The organism is Brevundimonas sp. AVps23W (assembly GCF_058681395.1).
This window is the reverse complement of record NZ_CM178738.1, coordinates 964,655-979,817: the sequence shown is the minus strand read 5'-3', so window position 1 is coordinate 979,817 and position 15,163 is coordinate 964,655. Positions and strand designations below refer to the sequence as shown.

19 protein-coding genes are annotated in these 15,163 nt (G+C 67.5%); 7 read left to right on the top strand and 12 right to left on the bottom strand.

Annotated elements, in window-relative coordinates; translation table 11 throughout:
• Window positions 1–58: 58 nt before the first annotated feature.
• Window positions 59–1,450 (top strand): DUF1800 domain-containing protein, encoded by a 1,392-nt coding sequence (locus tag ACW177_RS04830; protein ID WP_492027499.1) that lies wholly within the window; start codon window positions 59–61, stop codon window positions 1,448–1,450.
• Window positions 1,447–2,628, top strand: a complete 1,182-nt coding sequence (locus ACW177_RS04825; RefSeq protein WP_492027498.1) for a DUF1501 domain-containing protein — start codon at window positions 1,447–1,449, stop codon at window positions 2,626–2,628. Before ACW177_RS04830 ends, ACW177_RS04825 begins: the two co-directional genes overlap by 4 nt.
• Here the strand turns inward: ACW177_RS04825 and ACW177_RS04820 are convergent, their stop codons facing one another.
• Complete coding sequence (locus ACW177_RS04820) at window positions 2,629–2,823, bottom strand: hypothetical protein (protein WP_492027497.1); 195 nt, start codon at window positions 2,821–2,823, stop codon at window positions 2,629–2,631.
• A 238-nt stretch (window positions 2,824–3,061) separates the two neighbouring features.
• Here ACW177_RS04820 and ACW177_RS04815 point away from each other — a divergent pair, with 238 nt between their 5' ends.
• Window positions 3,062–3,274: a cold-shock protein gene (locus ACW177_RS04815; RefSeq protein ID WP_008260410.1), complete on the top strand. Its 213-nt coding sequence runs from the start codon at window positions 3,062–3,064 to the stop codon at window positions 3,272–3,274.
• A 124-nt stretch (window positions 3,275–3,398) separates the two neighbouring features.
• On the opposite strand, the gene ACW177_RS04810 is transcribed toward ACW177_RS04815, so the two are convergent.
• The 5 genes from ACW177_RS04810 to ACW177_RS04790 form a co-directional block, all read right to left on the bottom strand.
• Entirely contained in the window at window positions 3,399–3,953 is a 555-nt protein-coding gene (locus ACW177_RS04810; RefSeq protein WP_492027496.1) for an NADPH-dependent FMN reductase, read from the bottom strand.
• 125 nt (window positions 3,954–4,078) lie between these two features.
• The gene (locus tag ACW177_RS04805; RefSeq protein WP_492027495.1) at window positions 4,079–5,293 is read right to left on the bottom strand and encodes a M16 family metallopeptidase; all 1,215 of its coding nucleotides are present in this window, start codon (window positions 5,291–5,293) and stop codon (window positions 4,079–4,081) included.
• Between the two features lie 50 nt (window positions 5,294–5,343).
• Entirely contained in the window at window positions 5,344–6,045 is a 702-nt protein-coding gene (locus ACW177_RS04800; protein ID WP_492027494.1) for an SURF1 family protein, read from the bottom strand.
• Entirely contained in the window at window positions 6,042–6,437 is a 396-nt protein-coding gene (locus ACW177_RS04795; RefSeq protein ID WP_492027493.1) for a DUF983 domain-containing protein, read from the bottom strand. The genes ACW177_RS04800 and ACW177_RS04795 overlap by 4 nt, the downstream gene beginning before the upstream one ends.
• Window positions 6,434–7,342, bottom strand: coding sequence for a cytochrome c oxidase subunit 3 (locus ACW177_RS04790; protein ID WP_492027492.1), 909 nt, complete (start codon window positions 7,340–7,342; stop codon window positions 6,434–6,436). Before ACW177_RS04790 ends, ACW177_RS04795 begins: the two co-directional genes overlap by 4 nt.
• A gap of 320 nt (window positions 7,343–7,662) precedes the next feature.
• Between ACW177_RS04790 and ACW177_RS04785 the strand changes: the two genes are divergently transcribed.
• The gene (locus tag ACW177_RS04785; protein WP_492027491.1) at window positions 7,663–7,998 is read left to right on the top strand and encodes a GIY-YIG nuclease family protein; all 336 of its coding nucleotides are present in this window, start codon (window positions 7,663–7,665) and stop codon (window positions 7,996–7,998) included.
• A 165-nt stretch (window positions 7,999–8,163) separates the two neighbouring features.
• On the opposite strand, the gene ACW177_RS04780 is transcribed toward ACW177_RS04785, so the two are convergent.
• The 6 genes from ACW177_RS04780 to coxB form a co-directional block, all read right to left on the bottom strand.
• The gene (locus tag ACW177_RS04780; protein WP_492027490.1) at window positions 8,164–8,583 is read right to left on the bottom strand and encodes an NUDIX domain-containing protein; all 420 of its coding nucleotides are present in this window, start codon (window positions 8,581–8,583) and stop codon (window positions 8,164–8,166) included.
• Window positions 8,583–9,134 (bottom strand): cytochrome c oxidase assembly protein, encoded by a 552-nt coding sequence (locus ACW177_RS04775; protein WP_492027489.1) that lies wholly within the window; start codon window positions 9,132–9,134, stop codon window positions 8,583–8,585. The genes ACW177_RS04780 and ACW177_RS04775 overlap by 1 nt, the downstream gene beginning before the upstream one ends.
• On the bottom strand, window positions 9,131–9,301 hold the full coding sequence (locus ACW177_RS04770) for a cytochrome c oxidase system small membrane protein (protein WP_271164431.1): 171 nt from the start codon (window positions 9,299–9,301) through the stop codon (window positions 9,131–9,133). The genes ACW177_RS04775 and ACW177_RS04770 overlap by 4 nt, the downstream gene beginning before the upstream one ends.
• A 3-nt stretch (window positions 9,302–9,304) precedes the next feature.
• On the bottom strand, window positions 9,305–10,273 hold the full coding sequence (gene cyoE / locus ACW177_RS04765; RefSeq protein WP_492027488.1) for a heme o synthase: 969 nt from the start codon (window positions 10,271–10,273) through the stop codon (window positions 9,305–9,307).
• A 100-nt stretch (window positions 10,274–10,373) separates the two neighbouring features.
• Window positions 10,374–12,053 carry a cytochrome c oxidase subunit I gene (gene ctaD, locus ACW177_RS04760; RefSeq protein WP_492027487.1) on the bottom strand — a complete coding sequence of 560 codons (1,680 nt, stop codon included), beginning with the start codon at window positions 12,051–12,053 and terminating at the stop codon, window positions 10,374–10,376.
• Between the two features lie 15 nt (window positions 12,054–12,068).
• Window positions 12,069–13,115, bottom strand: a complete 1,047-nt coding sequence (gene coxB / locus ACW177_RS04755; protein ID WP_492027486.1) for a cytochrome c oxidase subunit II — start codon at window positions 13,113–13,115, stop codon at window positions 12,069–12,071.
• A gap of 271 nt (window positions 13,116–13,386) precedes the next feature.
• Here coxB and ACW177_RS04750 point away from each other — a divergent pair, with 271 nt between their 5' ends.
• From ACW177_RS04750 to ACW177_RS04740, 3 genes are read left to right on the top strand one after another with little or no spacing between them, the layout of a single operon-like run.
• On the top strand, window positions 13,387–13,773 hold the full coding sequence (locus tag ACW177_RS04750) for a PadR family transcriptional regulator (RefSeq protein ID WP_492027485.1): 387 nt from the start codon (window positions 13,387–13,389) through the stop codon (window positions 13,771–13,773).
• Window positions 13,770–14,363 carry a DUF1700 domain-containing protein gene (locus ACW177_RS04745; RefSeq protein WP_492027484.1) on the top strand — a complete coding sequence of 198 codons (594 nt, stop codon included), beginning with the start codon at window positions 13,770–13,772 and terminating at the stop codon, window positions 14,361–14,363. The genes ACW177_RS04750 and ACW177_RS04745 overlap by 4 nt, the downstream gene beginning before the upstream one ends.
• Window positions 14,360–15,142 carry a GIN domain-containing protein gene (locus ACW177_RS04740; RefSeq protein ID WP_492027483.1) on the top strand — a complete coding sequence of 261 codons (783 nt, stop codon included), beginning with the start codon at window positions 14,360–14,362 and terminating at the stop codon, window positions 15,140–15,142. The genes ACW177_RS04745 and ACW177_RS04740 overlap by 4 nt, the downstream gene beginning before the upstream one ends.
• Window positions 15,143–15,163: the final 21 nt, after the last annotated feature.

The window sequence follows — 15,163 nt, the reverse complement described above, 5'->3', positions numbered from 1 at the left end:
GCGACGGAATTTTATTTCCAAGCCGTTACAGTCAGACCGACGGACAAGGAGACCGCCCATGGCCGCATCTTCGACCGACGCCGCTGTCGCCGTCACCCGCCTAGGTCTCGGCGCCCGCCCCGGCGAGATCGCCCGCGTCGCCGCCGATCCGCGCGGCTGGGCCCTGGCGCAGATCCGATCCGGAGGCGCGGCCCAGCCGGACGGGGTCTTCCAGACCACGGACCAGCGCATGGCGGCCTTCCTCGCCTATCAGGCCCAGACCCAGCAAGACGAGGGCTCCGACCCCGAAGCCGCGCGCGCGGCGCGCCAGGCCGCCCGCCGCGCCATCATCGACGACACGGCCCAGGCCTTCCTGGCCCGCGCCCGCCATGGCGCGACGACGGACCAGGGCTTCGCCGAGCGCTGGGCTCTGTTCTGGGCCAACGTCCTGACCGTGTCGGCGGTAAAGTTCGACAGCGGCGCCTTCGTGGATTCGTACGAGCGCGAGGCCATCCGCCCGAACGTCTTCGGCCGGTTCGAGGATCTGGTCGTCGCCGCCGAACAGCATCCGGCCATGCTCCTGTACCTCGACCAGGCGCGCTCGGCCGGCCCCGGCAGCCGGGCCGGCGCGCGGCGCAAGATCGGCCTGAACGAAAACCTGGCCCGCGAGATGCTGGAGCTTCACACCGTCGGCGCCGACGCCGGCTATACCCAGGCGGACGTCACCGAACTAGCCCGCGCCCTGACCGGCTGGTCCATCCCCAGACCCCAGGATGCTCAAACTCAGGTTTCTCAAACTCAGGGCGCCTTCGTCTTCCGCGCCAATGTCCATGAGCCCGGCCCCCGCACCGTCATGGGCAAGACCTACCCGGCCGCCGGCCGAGCCGCCGGAAAGAATCAGGGCGAGGCGATCCTGCGCGACCTGGCGCGTCATCCGGCGACCGCGCGGCGCCTGTCGCACCGGATCGCCTCCCATTTCGTCGCCGATACGCCGCCCCCGTCCCTGGTCGCGCGACTGGAAACGGCCTGGACCCGCTCTGACGGCGATCTGGGCCAGGTCGCGCGCGCCCTGGTCGAGTCGCCCGAGACCTGGGCGGCCCCGCCGGCCAAGATCAAGACGCCGTATGAGTTCGTGGTCTCGACCCACCGAGCGCTGGGCGTCCCGCCCGAGCGTCTAGCGCCCCTGCGCCAGACCCTGGTCGCCATGGGCCAGCCGCCCTTCGCCCCGCCTTCGCCCGAAGGCTGGCCCGACACGGCGGCCGACTGGGCCGGGCCGGACGCCCTGGTCAAACGACTGAACTGGGCGCGGTCCGCCGCAGAGACAGCCCGCATGGCCGACATCGACGCCACGGCCAACGACGCCCTCGGCGACCGCCTGTCCGAGCGCACCCGCCTCGCCGTCACCCGCGCCGAGAGCCGCACCGAAGCCCTCACCCTTCTTCTGATGTCGCCGGAGTTCCAACGCCGATGACCCATCCCGTCATGAACCGTCGCGCCCTGCTGGGCGCCTCCGCCGCCGGAATCGGTCTGGCCTTCGCCGGCCGCGTCGCCGCCCAGAGCCGAGGTCCCGCCAACAAGCTGGTGGTCGTCATCGCGCGCGGCGCCATGGACGGCCTGTCCGTCACCGTCCCCTACGCCGACCCGAACTACGTCCCCCTGCGCGGCGGCCTGGCCCTGCCGGCGCCGGGCGAGACCGGCGGCGCGCTCGCGCTCGGCGAGGGTTTCGGCCTGCACCCCGCCCTGACCGGCCTGCACGGCCTCCATGGCCGCGGCCAGCTTCGCTTCGCCCCCGCCGTGGCCCTGCCCGTGCGGATCCGCTCGCATTTCGAGGCCCAGGACGTGCTGGAAAACGGCGGCGAGTCCCTGAACAGGCTGGACGACGGCTGGCTGAACCGCGCCCTGGTCGCGGCCGGCGGAACGCGACTGCGGGGCCTGTCGATCGGCGCCCAGACGCCGCTGATCCTGCGCGGCGACGCCCCGGTCTCCAGCTGGGCGCCGGGCGGGCGCGTGCGGGGCGGCGACCGAATCGTCTCCCTGTTGCAGGACCTCTATGTCGATGATCCGATTCTGGGTCAGAACCTGGCGCGCGGCCTGGCGACCGAGGCCCTGATCGCCATGGACGGTCCGGGCGAAACCGTCCGCCGCAACGATGTCCAGGCCCTCGGCCGCGCCACGGCCAAGCTGATGACCGGCCCCGAGGGCGCCGACATCGTCGCCGTCTCGCTTGACGGCTGGGACACCCATGCGGGTCAGCGCGGCCAGCTTCAGACCCGTCTCACAGGTCTGGATCAGTTGATCTCGGGTCTTGAGGCGGGTCTGGGCGACCAATGGGCCCAGACCGTCGTGGTGGTCGCCACCGAGTTCGGCCGCACCGCCCGCGCCAACGGCACCCAGGGCACCGATCACGGCACGGGCTCGTCCCTGTTACTGGCGGGGGGCGCGCTGAAGCCCGGCGGGCCGCTCGGCGACTGGCCGACCTTGGCCGACAACCGCCTGTTCGAGGGCCGTGACCTGGCGCCGACCCTGGACATCCGATCCGTGTTCAAGGGCGTGCTGCGCGACCATCTGGGCCTGGACCGCGCCGCGCTGGACGCCGGTGTCTTCCCCGACAGCGCGGCGGAGGCCCCCGCCCTTAACGGCCTGATTTGATCAGGCGGCCTCGGTCTGGACCGGGATCTTGCAGATGCGGTTCAGGTCTGCGCGGATGGAACTGCCCTGGAAATGGGACATCTCCGCGCCGGAATAGCCCTCGGCGGACAGCGCCTTGACGACGTCGCCGGTGTTCAGACAGTCGGGGGTGCGAGCGAGCTGATAGGCGCGCTCCACAACATGGATGCGGTTCATGGTGAAGCCTTTTCGTGTCCAGGTATAACGCGTTGCAAGCTGCACCGTTCCCTCGCCCGAAAAATCCTTCTCTGCGGCCGCGCTTGCATTTGTCACAAAGACCTGAGCACATAGGCTTCGTCGATCTCTCTGCGTAACGCCCACTCTCTCTGCGAACGCACGAGTCCAGGCCGCTCCCATTCAGACCCGACAGGCCGAACGGACGTTCCCTCGGTCAATTTCTAACGGAGGTCTCAAAATGGCTACCGGCACTGTTAAATGGTTCAACCCCACCAAGGGTTACGGCTTCATCCAACCCGACGACGGCGGCAAGGACGTCTTCGTCCACATCTCGGCCGTCGAAGGCGCTGGCCTGCGCGGCCTGGATGAAAACCAAAAGGTTTCCTACGAGCTGGAACGCGACAAGCGTTCGGGCAAGGAATCCGCTGGCCAGCTGCAAACCATCGGCTGATTTCAGCTTCACAGCTGATATGGCGACGGCGGCTCCGAAAGGAGCCGCCGTTTTCAATTGGGGCGCCCGCGCTCTCTAAGGCCCGTCATCCTAGGCCTTGTGCCTAGGATGACGAGAGGCGAGGCTATTTCGTCTTCTCGATCCACCCCGCGAACGCATCCATGAACCCCTTCAGGAAGTCCCGCGTCCCGTCGTTCTTCAGCGTCCCATCTTCCTCATTCAGCAGGCCGGCGACATTGCCGATATAGGCGTCGGGCTGGGCCATGGTCGGCATGTTCAGGAAGACCAGGGGCTGGCGCAGGTGGTGGTTGGCGCCGAAGGCGGCCAGGGCGCCGGGCGAGACGCTGACGATGGCGGCCGGCTTGCCCGCCCAGATGCTGTGGCCATAGGGGCGCGAGCCGACGTCCAGGGCGTTCTTCAGCGCCCCGGGGATCGAGCGGTTGTATTCCGGCGTCACGAACAGCACGGCCTGAACCGCCGCCATCTCCGCCCGGAACCGGGTCCAGGCGGCGGGCGGCGCGTCCGTATCCAGATCGGGATTGTACAGCGGCAGATCGCCGATCTCGACCAGCTCCACCTCCAGCACGGGCGCGGCCAGAGCCTTCATCTCCAGACCGATGGCGCGGGAATAGGAGCCTTCACGCAGGCTGCCGACGATCAGGGCGACGCGGACGGACATGGGGGCGCTCCGGGTTGAGGTTTCAAGCGCCAGCATAACAGATCACGACGCCGGATGTTCCCTCCCCTACCCGTCACCCTCGGGCTCGTCCCGAGGGTGACGGATGGTGGGGCGGGGTGGGGGAACTACCCCCCGAACAGCCCCGCCGCGAACGCCTCGCCCGCCGGCGCCGCCGCCTTCGGCCCCAGCACGGCGCTGGCCGCCTGGCCGCCCGACAAAATCCGCGCGCCGACGGCCCGCACGTCCTCGACCGTCTGGCCCTCCAGCTGTTCGGTCATCGACAGGCTTGAGCGGGGCGCGCCGAAGATCAGGGTCTGGGCGGCGTTGCGTCCGGCCCGGCTCATCGGGTTTTCGTCCGACATCCACAGCCCGGCCTTCATCACCGCCTTGGCCCGCGACAGTTCCTTTTCGGTCGGCCCGGTCTCGGCCAGGGCCCGCACCTCGGCCGCCGCCACCTGGGCCAGCTCCTTCGCCCGGTCCGCCGCCGCCCCGGCGTAGATGCCCAGCACCCCCGTATCCTCATACGGCTCCTGATAGGCGTCGATGGCGTAGGCCAGGCCCCGCTCCTCGCGCGCGCTCTGGAACAGGCGCGAGGCCATGCCCCCGCCCAGGATCTCGCCGAACAGCCGCATCGACGACAGGGCCGGATCGGTCGCCGACAGCGCCGGCAGCTGGAACACCAGATTGGCCTGTTCGATCTTGCGCGTCAGGGCCGCGTGGCCGCCGACAAACAGGGCCGGCGCCGGCGCCTCGACCGGGGTCGCCACCGCCGCGCCGAACCAGCGCTCGGCCAGGGCCAGCAGTTCGCCCTCCTCGACCGCGCCCGACACCGACACCACCATCCGGTCGGGCGAATACAGCCGCGCGCGCCAGGCCTCGACCGTCGCCTTGTCCGCCGGCTTCAGGCTGGCGACCGAGCCCAGGATGGGCCGGCCCAGCGGCTGGCCGGCGAAGGCCCGCGTCTGGACCATCTCGAACACATGGTCGTCGGGCGTGTCGAAGGCCTCGGCGATCTCCTGGGCCACCACGTCCTTTTCCCGCTCGATCTCGGCGGGGTCCAGCGTCGGCCGGAACACCAGGTCCGACAGCACCTGCATCGCCAGCGGCAGCGAGCCGTCCAGCCCCCGCACCTCGAAACTGGTCCGCTCATAGCCGGTGGAGGCGTTGATCGTGCCGCCCTCGGCCTCGATCCGCTCGACGATCTCGCGCGCGGCCATGTCGCCGGCGCCCTTGAACACCAGATGCTCCAGCAGGTGCGACCAGCCGGAGCGATCCTCCGCCTCCCACCGCGCCCCGCCCTTGACGGTGACGACGACGGCCAAGGTCTTCAGGCCGGGCATGGGGTCGCAGATGACGCGGACGCCGTTGGACAGGGTGTGCAGGGAAGCCGTCAGGGGATGTCTTTCTTGGTTCGACGTCGAAGCAGGGCCACATAGAAGCCCGCCAGGGCAATCGCCAGTCCGAACCACGTCAGGGCGTAGCCGAAGTGATTGTTGGAAAAGGCCGCCGGCGGCGCGGACGGCCTCAGGGCGGCGAACTCGGGATTGGTGGGCGTGACGGCGAACACCGCCTCGAGCCGCACCGCCCCTTCGACCTTCAAGGCCTTGGCCATGGCCGCCGTGTCGCGCGCATAGAAGCGCCCGTTCGCCGGGGCTGGCGTCATGCCGCCCGGCGGATCGAAGCTGCGGAACTCGCCGATCAGCACCAGCGGCAGGGTCGTCTCCACCACGCGCGGCCGCTCGGTCACCCCGTCGCCGACAAAGCCCCGGTCGATCAGCAGGCTGAACGCCGCACCGACCGGTTTGCACGCTGAGATCAGCCGCACCCCCGCCTCGCCGTCATGGATCGACTGCAGCTCGACATAGGGGGCGCTGGCCAGGCCGGGACAGACGATCAACGCCTTCCTGAACTCCAGATCGCCCTCACCTAAAACCTGATCCAGCGGCGCAGGCGGTTTCGCCGCCGCCGTCTCGGACGCCGCGATCAGCCCCTCTTTCCACCTCAGCCGCTCGACCTGCCAGACGCCCAGCCCGATCAGCAGCGCCAGGGCCGCCACCGTCAGCACGGTCAGGATCCAGGGAAACCGCTTCACGTCTGGTTCCTGTACTGCAAGCCGATCATCAGCCCCCGCCCCGGCCGCATCAGCGCCAGCGACAGGCCCACCACCAGCGGCAGCCAGAGGATCAGGTGCAGCCACATGGGCGGATGGAATTTGATCTCCACCACCAGGGCCGAAAACCCGACCACAAAGCCGGAGATCTGGATGATGAAACTGGCCGGCCCGTCGCCGGTCTGGATGGTGGTGTAATCAAGCCCGCAGGCTTCACACTCCGCCCGCACCTTCAGGAAGCCCGCGAACAGCCGCCCCTGGCCACAGCGCGGGCACCGTCCCTTTACGCCCGCCCGCACGGCGGAAACGGCGACGGCGGGAGACGATCCCTCGTCCCCCGCCGCCGCGATCTTGTCCGTGGTGTCCGGGATCAACCGAAGACGACGTAGACGAAGGCGAACAGGAACAGCCAGACCACGTCCACGAAATGCCAGTACCAGGCCGCCGCCTCGAAGCCGAAATGCTTCTGCGGGGTGAAGTCGCCGGCCAGCAGACGGAGCAGGCAGACCGCCAGGAAGATGGTCCCGATCAGGACGTGGAAACCGTGGAAGCCCGTCGCCATGAAGAAGATCGACCCATACAGGCCCGAGTTGACCGCTTCCTCATTGAAGAACAGGTGTTCGTGCAGGATGTGCTGATATTCGTAGGCCTGAACGCTGGTGAAGAAGACGCCCAGGGCCACAGTGATGACCAGCGCCAGCTTGGCGCCGCCGCGGTCGCCGACCTGGATGGCGTGGTGGGCCCAGGTCACGGTGCAGCCGCTCAGCAGCAGGGTCACGGTGTTCAGCAGCGGCAGCTGCCACGGCGACAGAACCTCGACCCCTTGCGGCGGCCAGGTCGACCAGGCCTTGGCCGTATCGGCCCAGGTCCCGACTTCCGGCGTCAAGGCCCGCGATTCATGGAACAGGGCCATGTCGAAGAACATCCAGAAGAAGGCGACGAAGAACATCACCTCCGACGCGATGAACAGGATCATGCCGTAGCGCAGGCCGATGGAAACGACCGGCGTATGATCGCCCGCCTTGGACTCCTTGATCACGTCCGACCACCAGCCGAAGGCCGAGATCAGCACCCCCGCCAGACCGGCGAAGAAGACCCCCTGGCGTCCCTCGGCCAGGAAGTTGGCGGCGATCGGCCCGTTCTCGACCGGGGCCAGCCCCTTCATCCAGATCACGGCGCCGATGAACATGAGGGTCGCCGCAATGGACGACAGCAGCGGCCACGGACTGGGCGGCACGAGGTGATAATCGTGGTGCGGAGCGGCGTGCGCGTCGGCCATGCGTTTCATCTCTATATTGGGCTGGCGATGAACTCGCCTTATGCGTCCAGCTATAACCCCGGCTTGTGCCCCGCGCCAGTGCCCCCAAGCCCCGTCACCCCACCTCCGTCACCCTCGGGCTCGTCCCGAGGGCCCACGCCGGATGCGGTCGCAAGCGGTGGGATGGCGATACCGGACCTCACCCCAACCGGAAGTGCGGCGGAAAGGTAGGCCCTCGGGACAAGCCCGAGGGTGACGGGATTTGGGTGGAATGGGCGACGAACACCCGCGCCCAACAACCTACACTTGCTCCACCACATCCCAGATGACACTCTCGCCCCATGCCCCGCGAGCGCCCGTTCATCGCCGTCTACATCATGACCAACGGCGTACGAGGCACACTCTACATCGGCGTCACCAGCGACCTCTATCAGCGGGTCAGCCAGCACAAGACCGGCCGTTTCGCCGGCTTCACCGACGTCCACGACCTGAAACGCCTCGTCTGGTTCGAACCCCACGCTTTGATGACCACCGCCATCCGACGAGAGAAACTGCTGAAACACTATGTCCGCGACTGGAAGATCAACCTGATCGAGCGCGACAACCCCCACTGGGACGACCTCTCCCTGACCTGGAACGCCCCGCCCGTGTGGAAACACGGCCCGACGGATCGATAACCCACGGTATATAATACACTTCCGTCACCCTCGGGCTCGGCCCGAGGGCCCACGCCAGATGCGGTCACAAACTGCGGAATAGAGCCACCGAACCCACCCCAACGGAAGTGCGGCGGACAGGTGGGCCCTCGGGACGAGCCCGAGGGTGACGGTTATAGAAAGTAGCTACCCCCGCGCCCTCAACGCCGCGAACGCCGTCTTCGAGAACACCGACAGCGGCTGGGGCAGATCATCCAGCGCGAACCAGCCGATCTCGGACAGCTTGTCCGGCTCAGTCAGCCACGGCTCCCCCGAAAAATCCCGCGCCAGATAGATCAGCGACACCCAGTGCTGGCGATCCGCCGCGATGATCTCTTCGGCCACGCACAGGAACTCGACCGCCCCGATCGTCAGCCCGCTCTCCTCCTCCGCTTCGCGACGCGCGGCCTCGGCGGACAGTTCGCCGTGATCGACCTTGCCGCCGACGATGTTCCAGTGCCCCGCCTCGGGCGCCTTCAGCCGTTTGCACAGCAGCACCCGCCCGTCGGCCCGTTGGATCACAAGCCCACAGCCGACCCCGGGAAAATCGACGCCGGGTCGCGCCATCAGGCCTTCGGCCCGGTCGGCGCATCGACCGACGGATAGAAGGTGTAGCTCAGAGTGATCTCGCGCGCCCCCTTGGCCTCGCGATCCGTCGCCAGTTCGGGGGCGATGAAATACTGAACCGGGAACTGGCGCGTCTCGCCCGCCGCCAGGGTCTGATCCTGGAAGCAGAAACATTGCAGCTTCTGGAAATAGGGGCCGGTGTATTCCGGCACGACATTATATCCGGCCCGCACCTGGATCGGCTGGTCCGAGGTGTTGGTGACGTCGAAATAGGCCAGGCCCGTCGCCCCGATCCGCACCCTTTGGGTCGTCTGTTCGGCGCGGAAACTCATGGGCAGGCCGCCGCGCACATTGGTGTCGAACCGCACCAGCACCGTCTGGTCCAGCACCCTGTCCGGCGCCTTGTCGGCCCGGCGCACCGTGCCGTCGAAGCCCGTCACCTGGCAGAACATCCGGTACAGCGGCACCGCCGCGAAGGCCGCGCCCGTCATCCCCATCACGCCCAGGACGCAGACGATGGCGATCAGGTTCTTGCGGCCGGCGGGATTCATCGCGGCGCCCCCGTCGCCTCTTGCAGCAGGGCGCGCTCGGCCGCCTGGTTCTGTTGCAGACGCAGGACCGTGGTGGTGAAGACCAGAACGATGAAGGCCACCAGGGCCGCCGCGATCCAGACATTGCGCCGCTTGCGGGCGCGCAGTTCCTCAGGGCTCAGACGCATCACTCAGCCTCCCAGGCCGGCCACGGCCTCGACCAGGAAGGCCGAGAACAGGGCGACCAGATACAGGATCGAAAAGGCGAACAGGTCACGCGCCGGTTTGGCCTGGGCCTTCACATCATACAATGCGGCCTCGCGTCCCACCGTGTCGGCCTTGTCCGGCTCGTCCCCGGCGCGCGACCGGTACAGCCGCCAGGCCAGACCGAGGAAGCCCAGCCCCCCGGCGACCGACACGGCGGCATAGATCAGCCCGCCCATGCCCACCAGGGCCGGCGCCACGGCCGAGGCGATGAAGACCAGCGAATAGATCAGGATCTGCAACCGCGTAGACTTCGCCCCCCGCGCCACCGGCATCATCGGTATGCCCGCCTTGGCGTAGTCGCCGGCCGAATACAGGGCCAGGGCCCAGGAGTGCGGCGGGGTCCACAGGAAGATGATCAGGAACAGCAGCCAGGCCTGCCACGGCGCGTCGCCCGTCGCCGCCGCCCAGCCGATCACTGGCGGAAAGGCGCCCGCCGCCCCGCCGATGACGATATTCTGCGGCGTCCGGCGCTTCAGCAGCAGGGTGTAGAAGCCGGCGTAGTAGACGATGGTCAGGGCCAGCAGACCGGCCGCGAACCAGTTGGTGTTCATGCCCAGCAACATGACCGAGAACAGGCTCAGAATGACGCCATAGGCCATGGCGTCATTCTTTCGGACACGCCCCGCCGCGACCGGCCGGCCGCGCGTGCGCCGCATCAGGGCGTCGGTCTCGCCCTCCAGCGCCATGTTCAGCGACCCGGCTGCGCCTGCGCCCACGGCGATGCACAGGATGGCGATGGCGGCGACCAGAGGGTTCATCGATCCCGGCGCCATCACCAGTCCGGTCGCGGCGGTGAAGACCACCACCGACATGACGCGCGGCTTCAGCAGCTGGAAAAAGTCTTCCGGCTGGGCGGTCGAAATCGAAGGACGGTCGTGAACGTCTTGGGACATGGGTGCGGGGGTCATGGATGGGGACCGAATAACACACCCGAAAGCAGAAGGCCGCCCCTTCCGTGGAAAGAGCGGCCCGCTGTTCAGGTTCGGCCTGGGATCAGTGTTCGTCGCCCTTGACCACCGGCAGCTCGTTGAACTGGTGCGTCGGCGGCGGCGAGGACAGGGTCCACTCCAGGGTCGTGGCGCCTTCGCCCCACGGATTGGCGACGCCCGGACGACGACGGATCGCCGCTTCGGCCAGCATGACCAGGAAGACGATCACGCCGACGATGGTGATCACATAGCCGATGGACGAGATCTGGTTCCACAGGGTGAAGGCGTCCGGATAGTCGATGTAGCGACGCGGCATCCCCTGCAGGCCCAGGAAGTGCTGCGGGAAGAAGACCAGGTTCACGCCCACGAACATGATCCAGAAATGGGTCGCGCCGAGGAACTCGTTGTACTTCACCCCGAACATCTTCTCGAACCAGTAGTAGAAGCCCGCGAAGATGGCGAAGACGGCGCCCAGCGACAGCACATAGTGGAAGTGGGCCACGACATAATAGGTGTCGTGCAGGCTGTAATCGATGCCGGCGTTCGACAGGACCACGCCCGTCACCCCGCCCACGGTGAACAGGAAGATGAAGCCGATGGCCCACAGCATGGGCGTCTTGAAGCTGATGGACCCGCCCCACATGGTGGCGATCCAGCTGAAGATCTTCACCCCCGTCGGCACCGCGATGATCATGGTCGCGGCGATGAAATAGGCGCGCAGATTGATGCTCATCCCGACCGTGTACATGTGGTGCGCCCACACGATGAAGCCGACGAAGCCGATGGCCACCATGGCGTAGGCCATGGCCAGATAGCCGAACACGGGCTTGCGGCTGAAGGTCGAGACGATGTGGCTGATGATGCCGAAGCCCGGCAGGATCAGGATGTAGACCTCGGGGTGACCGAAGAACCAGAACAGGTGCTGGTACATGATCGGGTCGCCGCCGCCGGCCGGGTCGAAGAAGTGGGTGTTGAAGTTGCGGTCGGTCAGCAACATCGTGATCGCCCCCGCCAGCACCGGCAGCGACAGCAGCAGCAGGAAGGCGGTGATCAGCACCGACCAGGCGAACAGCGGCATCCGGTGCAGGGTCATGCCCGGCGCCCGCATGTTCAGGATCGTGGTGATGAAGTTGATCGCCCCCAGGATCGAGCTGGCGCCCGCCACGTGAAGCGCGAAGATGGCCAGGTCGAAGGCGGGGCCGACGTGGCCGGTGGTCGACAGCGGCGGATAGGCCGTCCAGCCCCCCCCGAAGCCCTTGCCCGGCCCACCGTCGGTGAACATCGACAGCACCAGCAGGCACCAGGCCGCGACCAGCAGCCAGAAGGAGATGTTGTTCATGCGCGGGAAGGCCATGTCCGGCGCCCCGATCATGATCGGCACGAACCAGTTGCCGAAGCCGCCGATCATGGCGGGCATGACCATGAAGAAGATCATGATCAGGGCGTGGGCCGTGACGGTGACGTTGTAGCCGTGCTTGGACTGCTCAACGAGGCCCAGCAGCTGGATCGACGAGCCTTCCTTGAAGATCTGGATGCCCGGCTCGGCCAGTTCCCAGCGGATCAGGCCCGACAGGGCGCCCCCGACCACGCCCGCCATGATGGCGAACAGCAGGTACAGGGTGCCGATGTCCTTGTGATTGGTCGACAGGAACCAGCGGGTGAAGAAGCCCGGCTTGTGGTCGTCGTGATGATGGGCCTCGGGCGCGTGCAGGGTGTCGCGGGTCGAGATGATAGCGTCAGCCATGGAACTGCTCGCCTCTTACTGGGCGGCCGGCGCGGCGGGGGCCGCGGCGGGAGCGGGTTGAACAGTCGGCGCGGTCGGCGTCGTCGCAGTCTGTGCGGTTGGAATGCCGGTCGTCTGGCCGGCTTGGGGGCCGGTCGTGGCCGTGCCCACCACAGGCGCGCCCGTGGTTCCGGCCTCGACCTGGGCGGCGGTTCCACCCGGCGCGGCCTCGGCCGTCTTCGGCGTCATCGAACCGCCCTTGGAGGCGATCCAGCGCTCGAACTCGGCCTGGGTCACGACATTGATCTGGATCGGCATGAAGGCGTGATCGACGCCGCACAGTTCCGAGCACTGGCCGTAGAAGACGCCGGTGCGCTCGGCCTTGAACCAGGTCTCGTTGACCCGGCCGGGCACGGCGTCGGTCTTCAGACCAAAGGCCGGCAGGGCCACGGCGTGGATGACGTCGGATGCGGTGATCAGCAGACGCACGGTCTTGCCGACCGGCACCACCATCGGCTCGTCCGCCGCCAGACGATAGACGCTGTGCGGCAGGCCGCGCTCGCCCAGCTCGTCCTCGGGCACCATGTTGGAGATATATTCGGCCACGCCCTGGTCGGGATATTCATAGGCCCAGTTCCACTGGTTGCCCGTGACCTTCACCGTCAGGTCCGGCTCGGGCATGTCGTGATAGGCGAACAGCAGCCGGAACGAGAACAGCGAGATAAAGACCAGGATCACCACCGGCAGCACGGTCCAGATGATCTCGACCGTGGTGTTGTGGCTCCAGCGCGCGGGCGTCGGATTGGACTTCTTGTTGTAGCGGAACACGATCCAGGCCAGCAGGGCCAGAACCAGCAGCGTAATCCCGGTGATCACCGGCATCAGGATGATGTTGTGGAACCAGATGGCGTCGTGCTTCAGCGGCGCCGCGCCCGGTTGCAAGTCGATGCCGCCCGGCGTGGGCTGGCCCAACAGATCCTGCGCCCAGGTCGGCGCGGCCGAGAACAGCGCGATCCCGACGGCCGTAGCCGCCGCCTTCGCCCCTGCCTTCGCTCTTCCCAGGGCTCGTGTCCCCATTCCCATACGAAGTCCCTATATTGTCTTTTACAGCAGAGACTTGCGAGTGAATCGCAAGTCTTTACATGGGCATGTTGATCCACCCGGCACTTCCTTGAGTCCCTATCGGATCGCCCTTCGCTTGCCAAGCGATCCGCGCCGTCCTGCGCCGCAAACTCGCCCCAAACGCGTTCGCCTCGCCGAACCCCGTTGGATTAAACCTTCGTCATGTTTAAACAGGTACCTTGCGTCACAAGGTACCTTGTCGTACTCAATCTCCATCAAAGGAGACATCGAGGTGACCGAAACCATCGAGATACAACTGAAGAAGGGGGTTCTGGGACTGTGCGTCCTGGCGCTTCTGAACCGGGCCGACAGCTACGCCTACGAGATCGCCAGCCGCCTTTCGGACGCGATCGATATGGGGGAAGGCACCATCTACCCCCTGATGCGGCGGATGCAGTCGGACGGACAGGTCGAGACCTATCTGGTCGAATCCTCGTCCGGCCCGTCCCGCAAATATTATCGTCTGACCGACGCCGGACGGACGGCCCTCGCCGCCCAGACCGTCGAATGGTCGGCCTTCACCCAAGCCGTCGACGCCGTTCTGGCCAACGACGCAACCACGATCCAGACGCCGGCGCCCCAGGCGGCCGACGCTCAACCGGAGGAAACGGAACAATGACGCGCGCGGAATTCATCGCCCGTCTCAGAAGCGGCCTGGTCGGATTGCCGACCGCCACGGCGGCGGACATCGTCGCCGACTATGAGACCCATTTCGCCGACGGCCTGGCCGCCGGCCGCACCGAGGCCGAGGTGGCTGCGGCTCTCGGCGATCCGGGCCGGCTGGCCCGCGAACTGAAGGCCGAAGCCGGGATCCAGCGCTGGCGCCAGGAGAAGAACCCCTCCGCCGCCGCCGCCGCCGTCTTTGCGGTCCTGGGCCTGGGGGCCATCGACATCCTGATCCTCCTGCCCATCCTGATGGGCGTGGTCGGGACCCTCTTCGGCTTCTTCATCGCCGCCATCACCCTGTTCATCTCGGGCGGCGGGATCATGGTGGCCGGGCCCTTCTTCGGCTTCCCCGGCGGCCCGTTCGCCGCCATCCTGATGGGTCTGGGCCTGATGGCCGGGGCCGTCTTCATCGGCGCCCTGCTGACCGTCGTCACCATCTGGCTGGTCAACGGAATCGTCTGGTTCGCCCGTCTGCACTACCGGCTGCTGAAGCCGGCGCTTGAACCCCAATCCGAAGTCACGAGCACGGGAGGCTCGCAATGATCCGCACACTGTTCATCATCGCCGGCGCCGCCCTGGTGCTCTGCATCGTCACCCTGGGCGGGGCCGTCGCCCTCGGCGGCCACGACCTGCAACGCCACGGCTGGGCCTGGACCATCAAGGACCGCGACGGCGAAACCATCCGTTTCGAACGGATCAAGGGCGGCGGGACCGACGACCTCGGCCCCCTCACCACCCGCACCCTGGCCTGGACCGGCGGCGAGACCCTCAGCGTCGAATCCAGCATCGACGTCGAATATGTCCAGGGTCCGGCCAACACCGTGGTCATCACCGGGCCCAAGGGCCTGACCGACCGGGTCACCCTGACCGACGGCCGCCTGTCCCTGGGCGACGGCGACGAACGGATCGTGTGGGGCTGGGACAGCGGCAACTTCTCCGCCCGGTCGGAACGCGACGAACTGCGCGTCGTCGTCACGGCGCCCAACGTCCGCCGCTTCGCCACCCGCGGCTCGGGCGACCTGGACATCACCGGCTATGACCAGCCGTCGATGGCCCTGTCGATCTCAGGTTCCGCCGATGTCACCGCCGCCGGCCGCACCGACACCCTCGACATCGACATCGCGGGTTCCGGCGCCGGCGATCTGCGGGCTCTCGACACCCGCGACGCCAAGGTCGACATCGCCGGCTCCGGCGACGCCGACATCGCCCCCACCGGCGACGTCCAGGTCAACATCGCCGGCTCCGGCGACGTCACCCTGGCCACCCGCCCCGCCAAACTGACCAGCGAAATCGCCGGTTCGGGCGACGTGTACCAGGACTAAACCCACCTCCCCGTCGGCGAA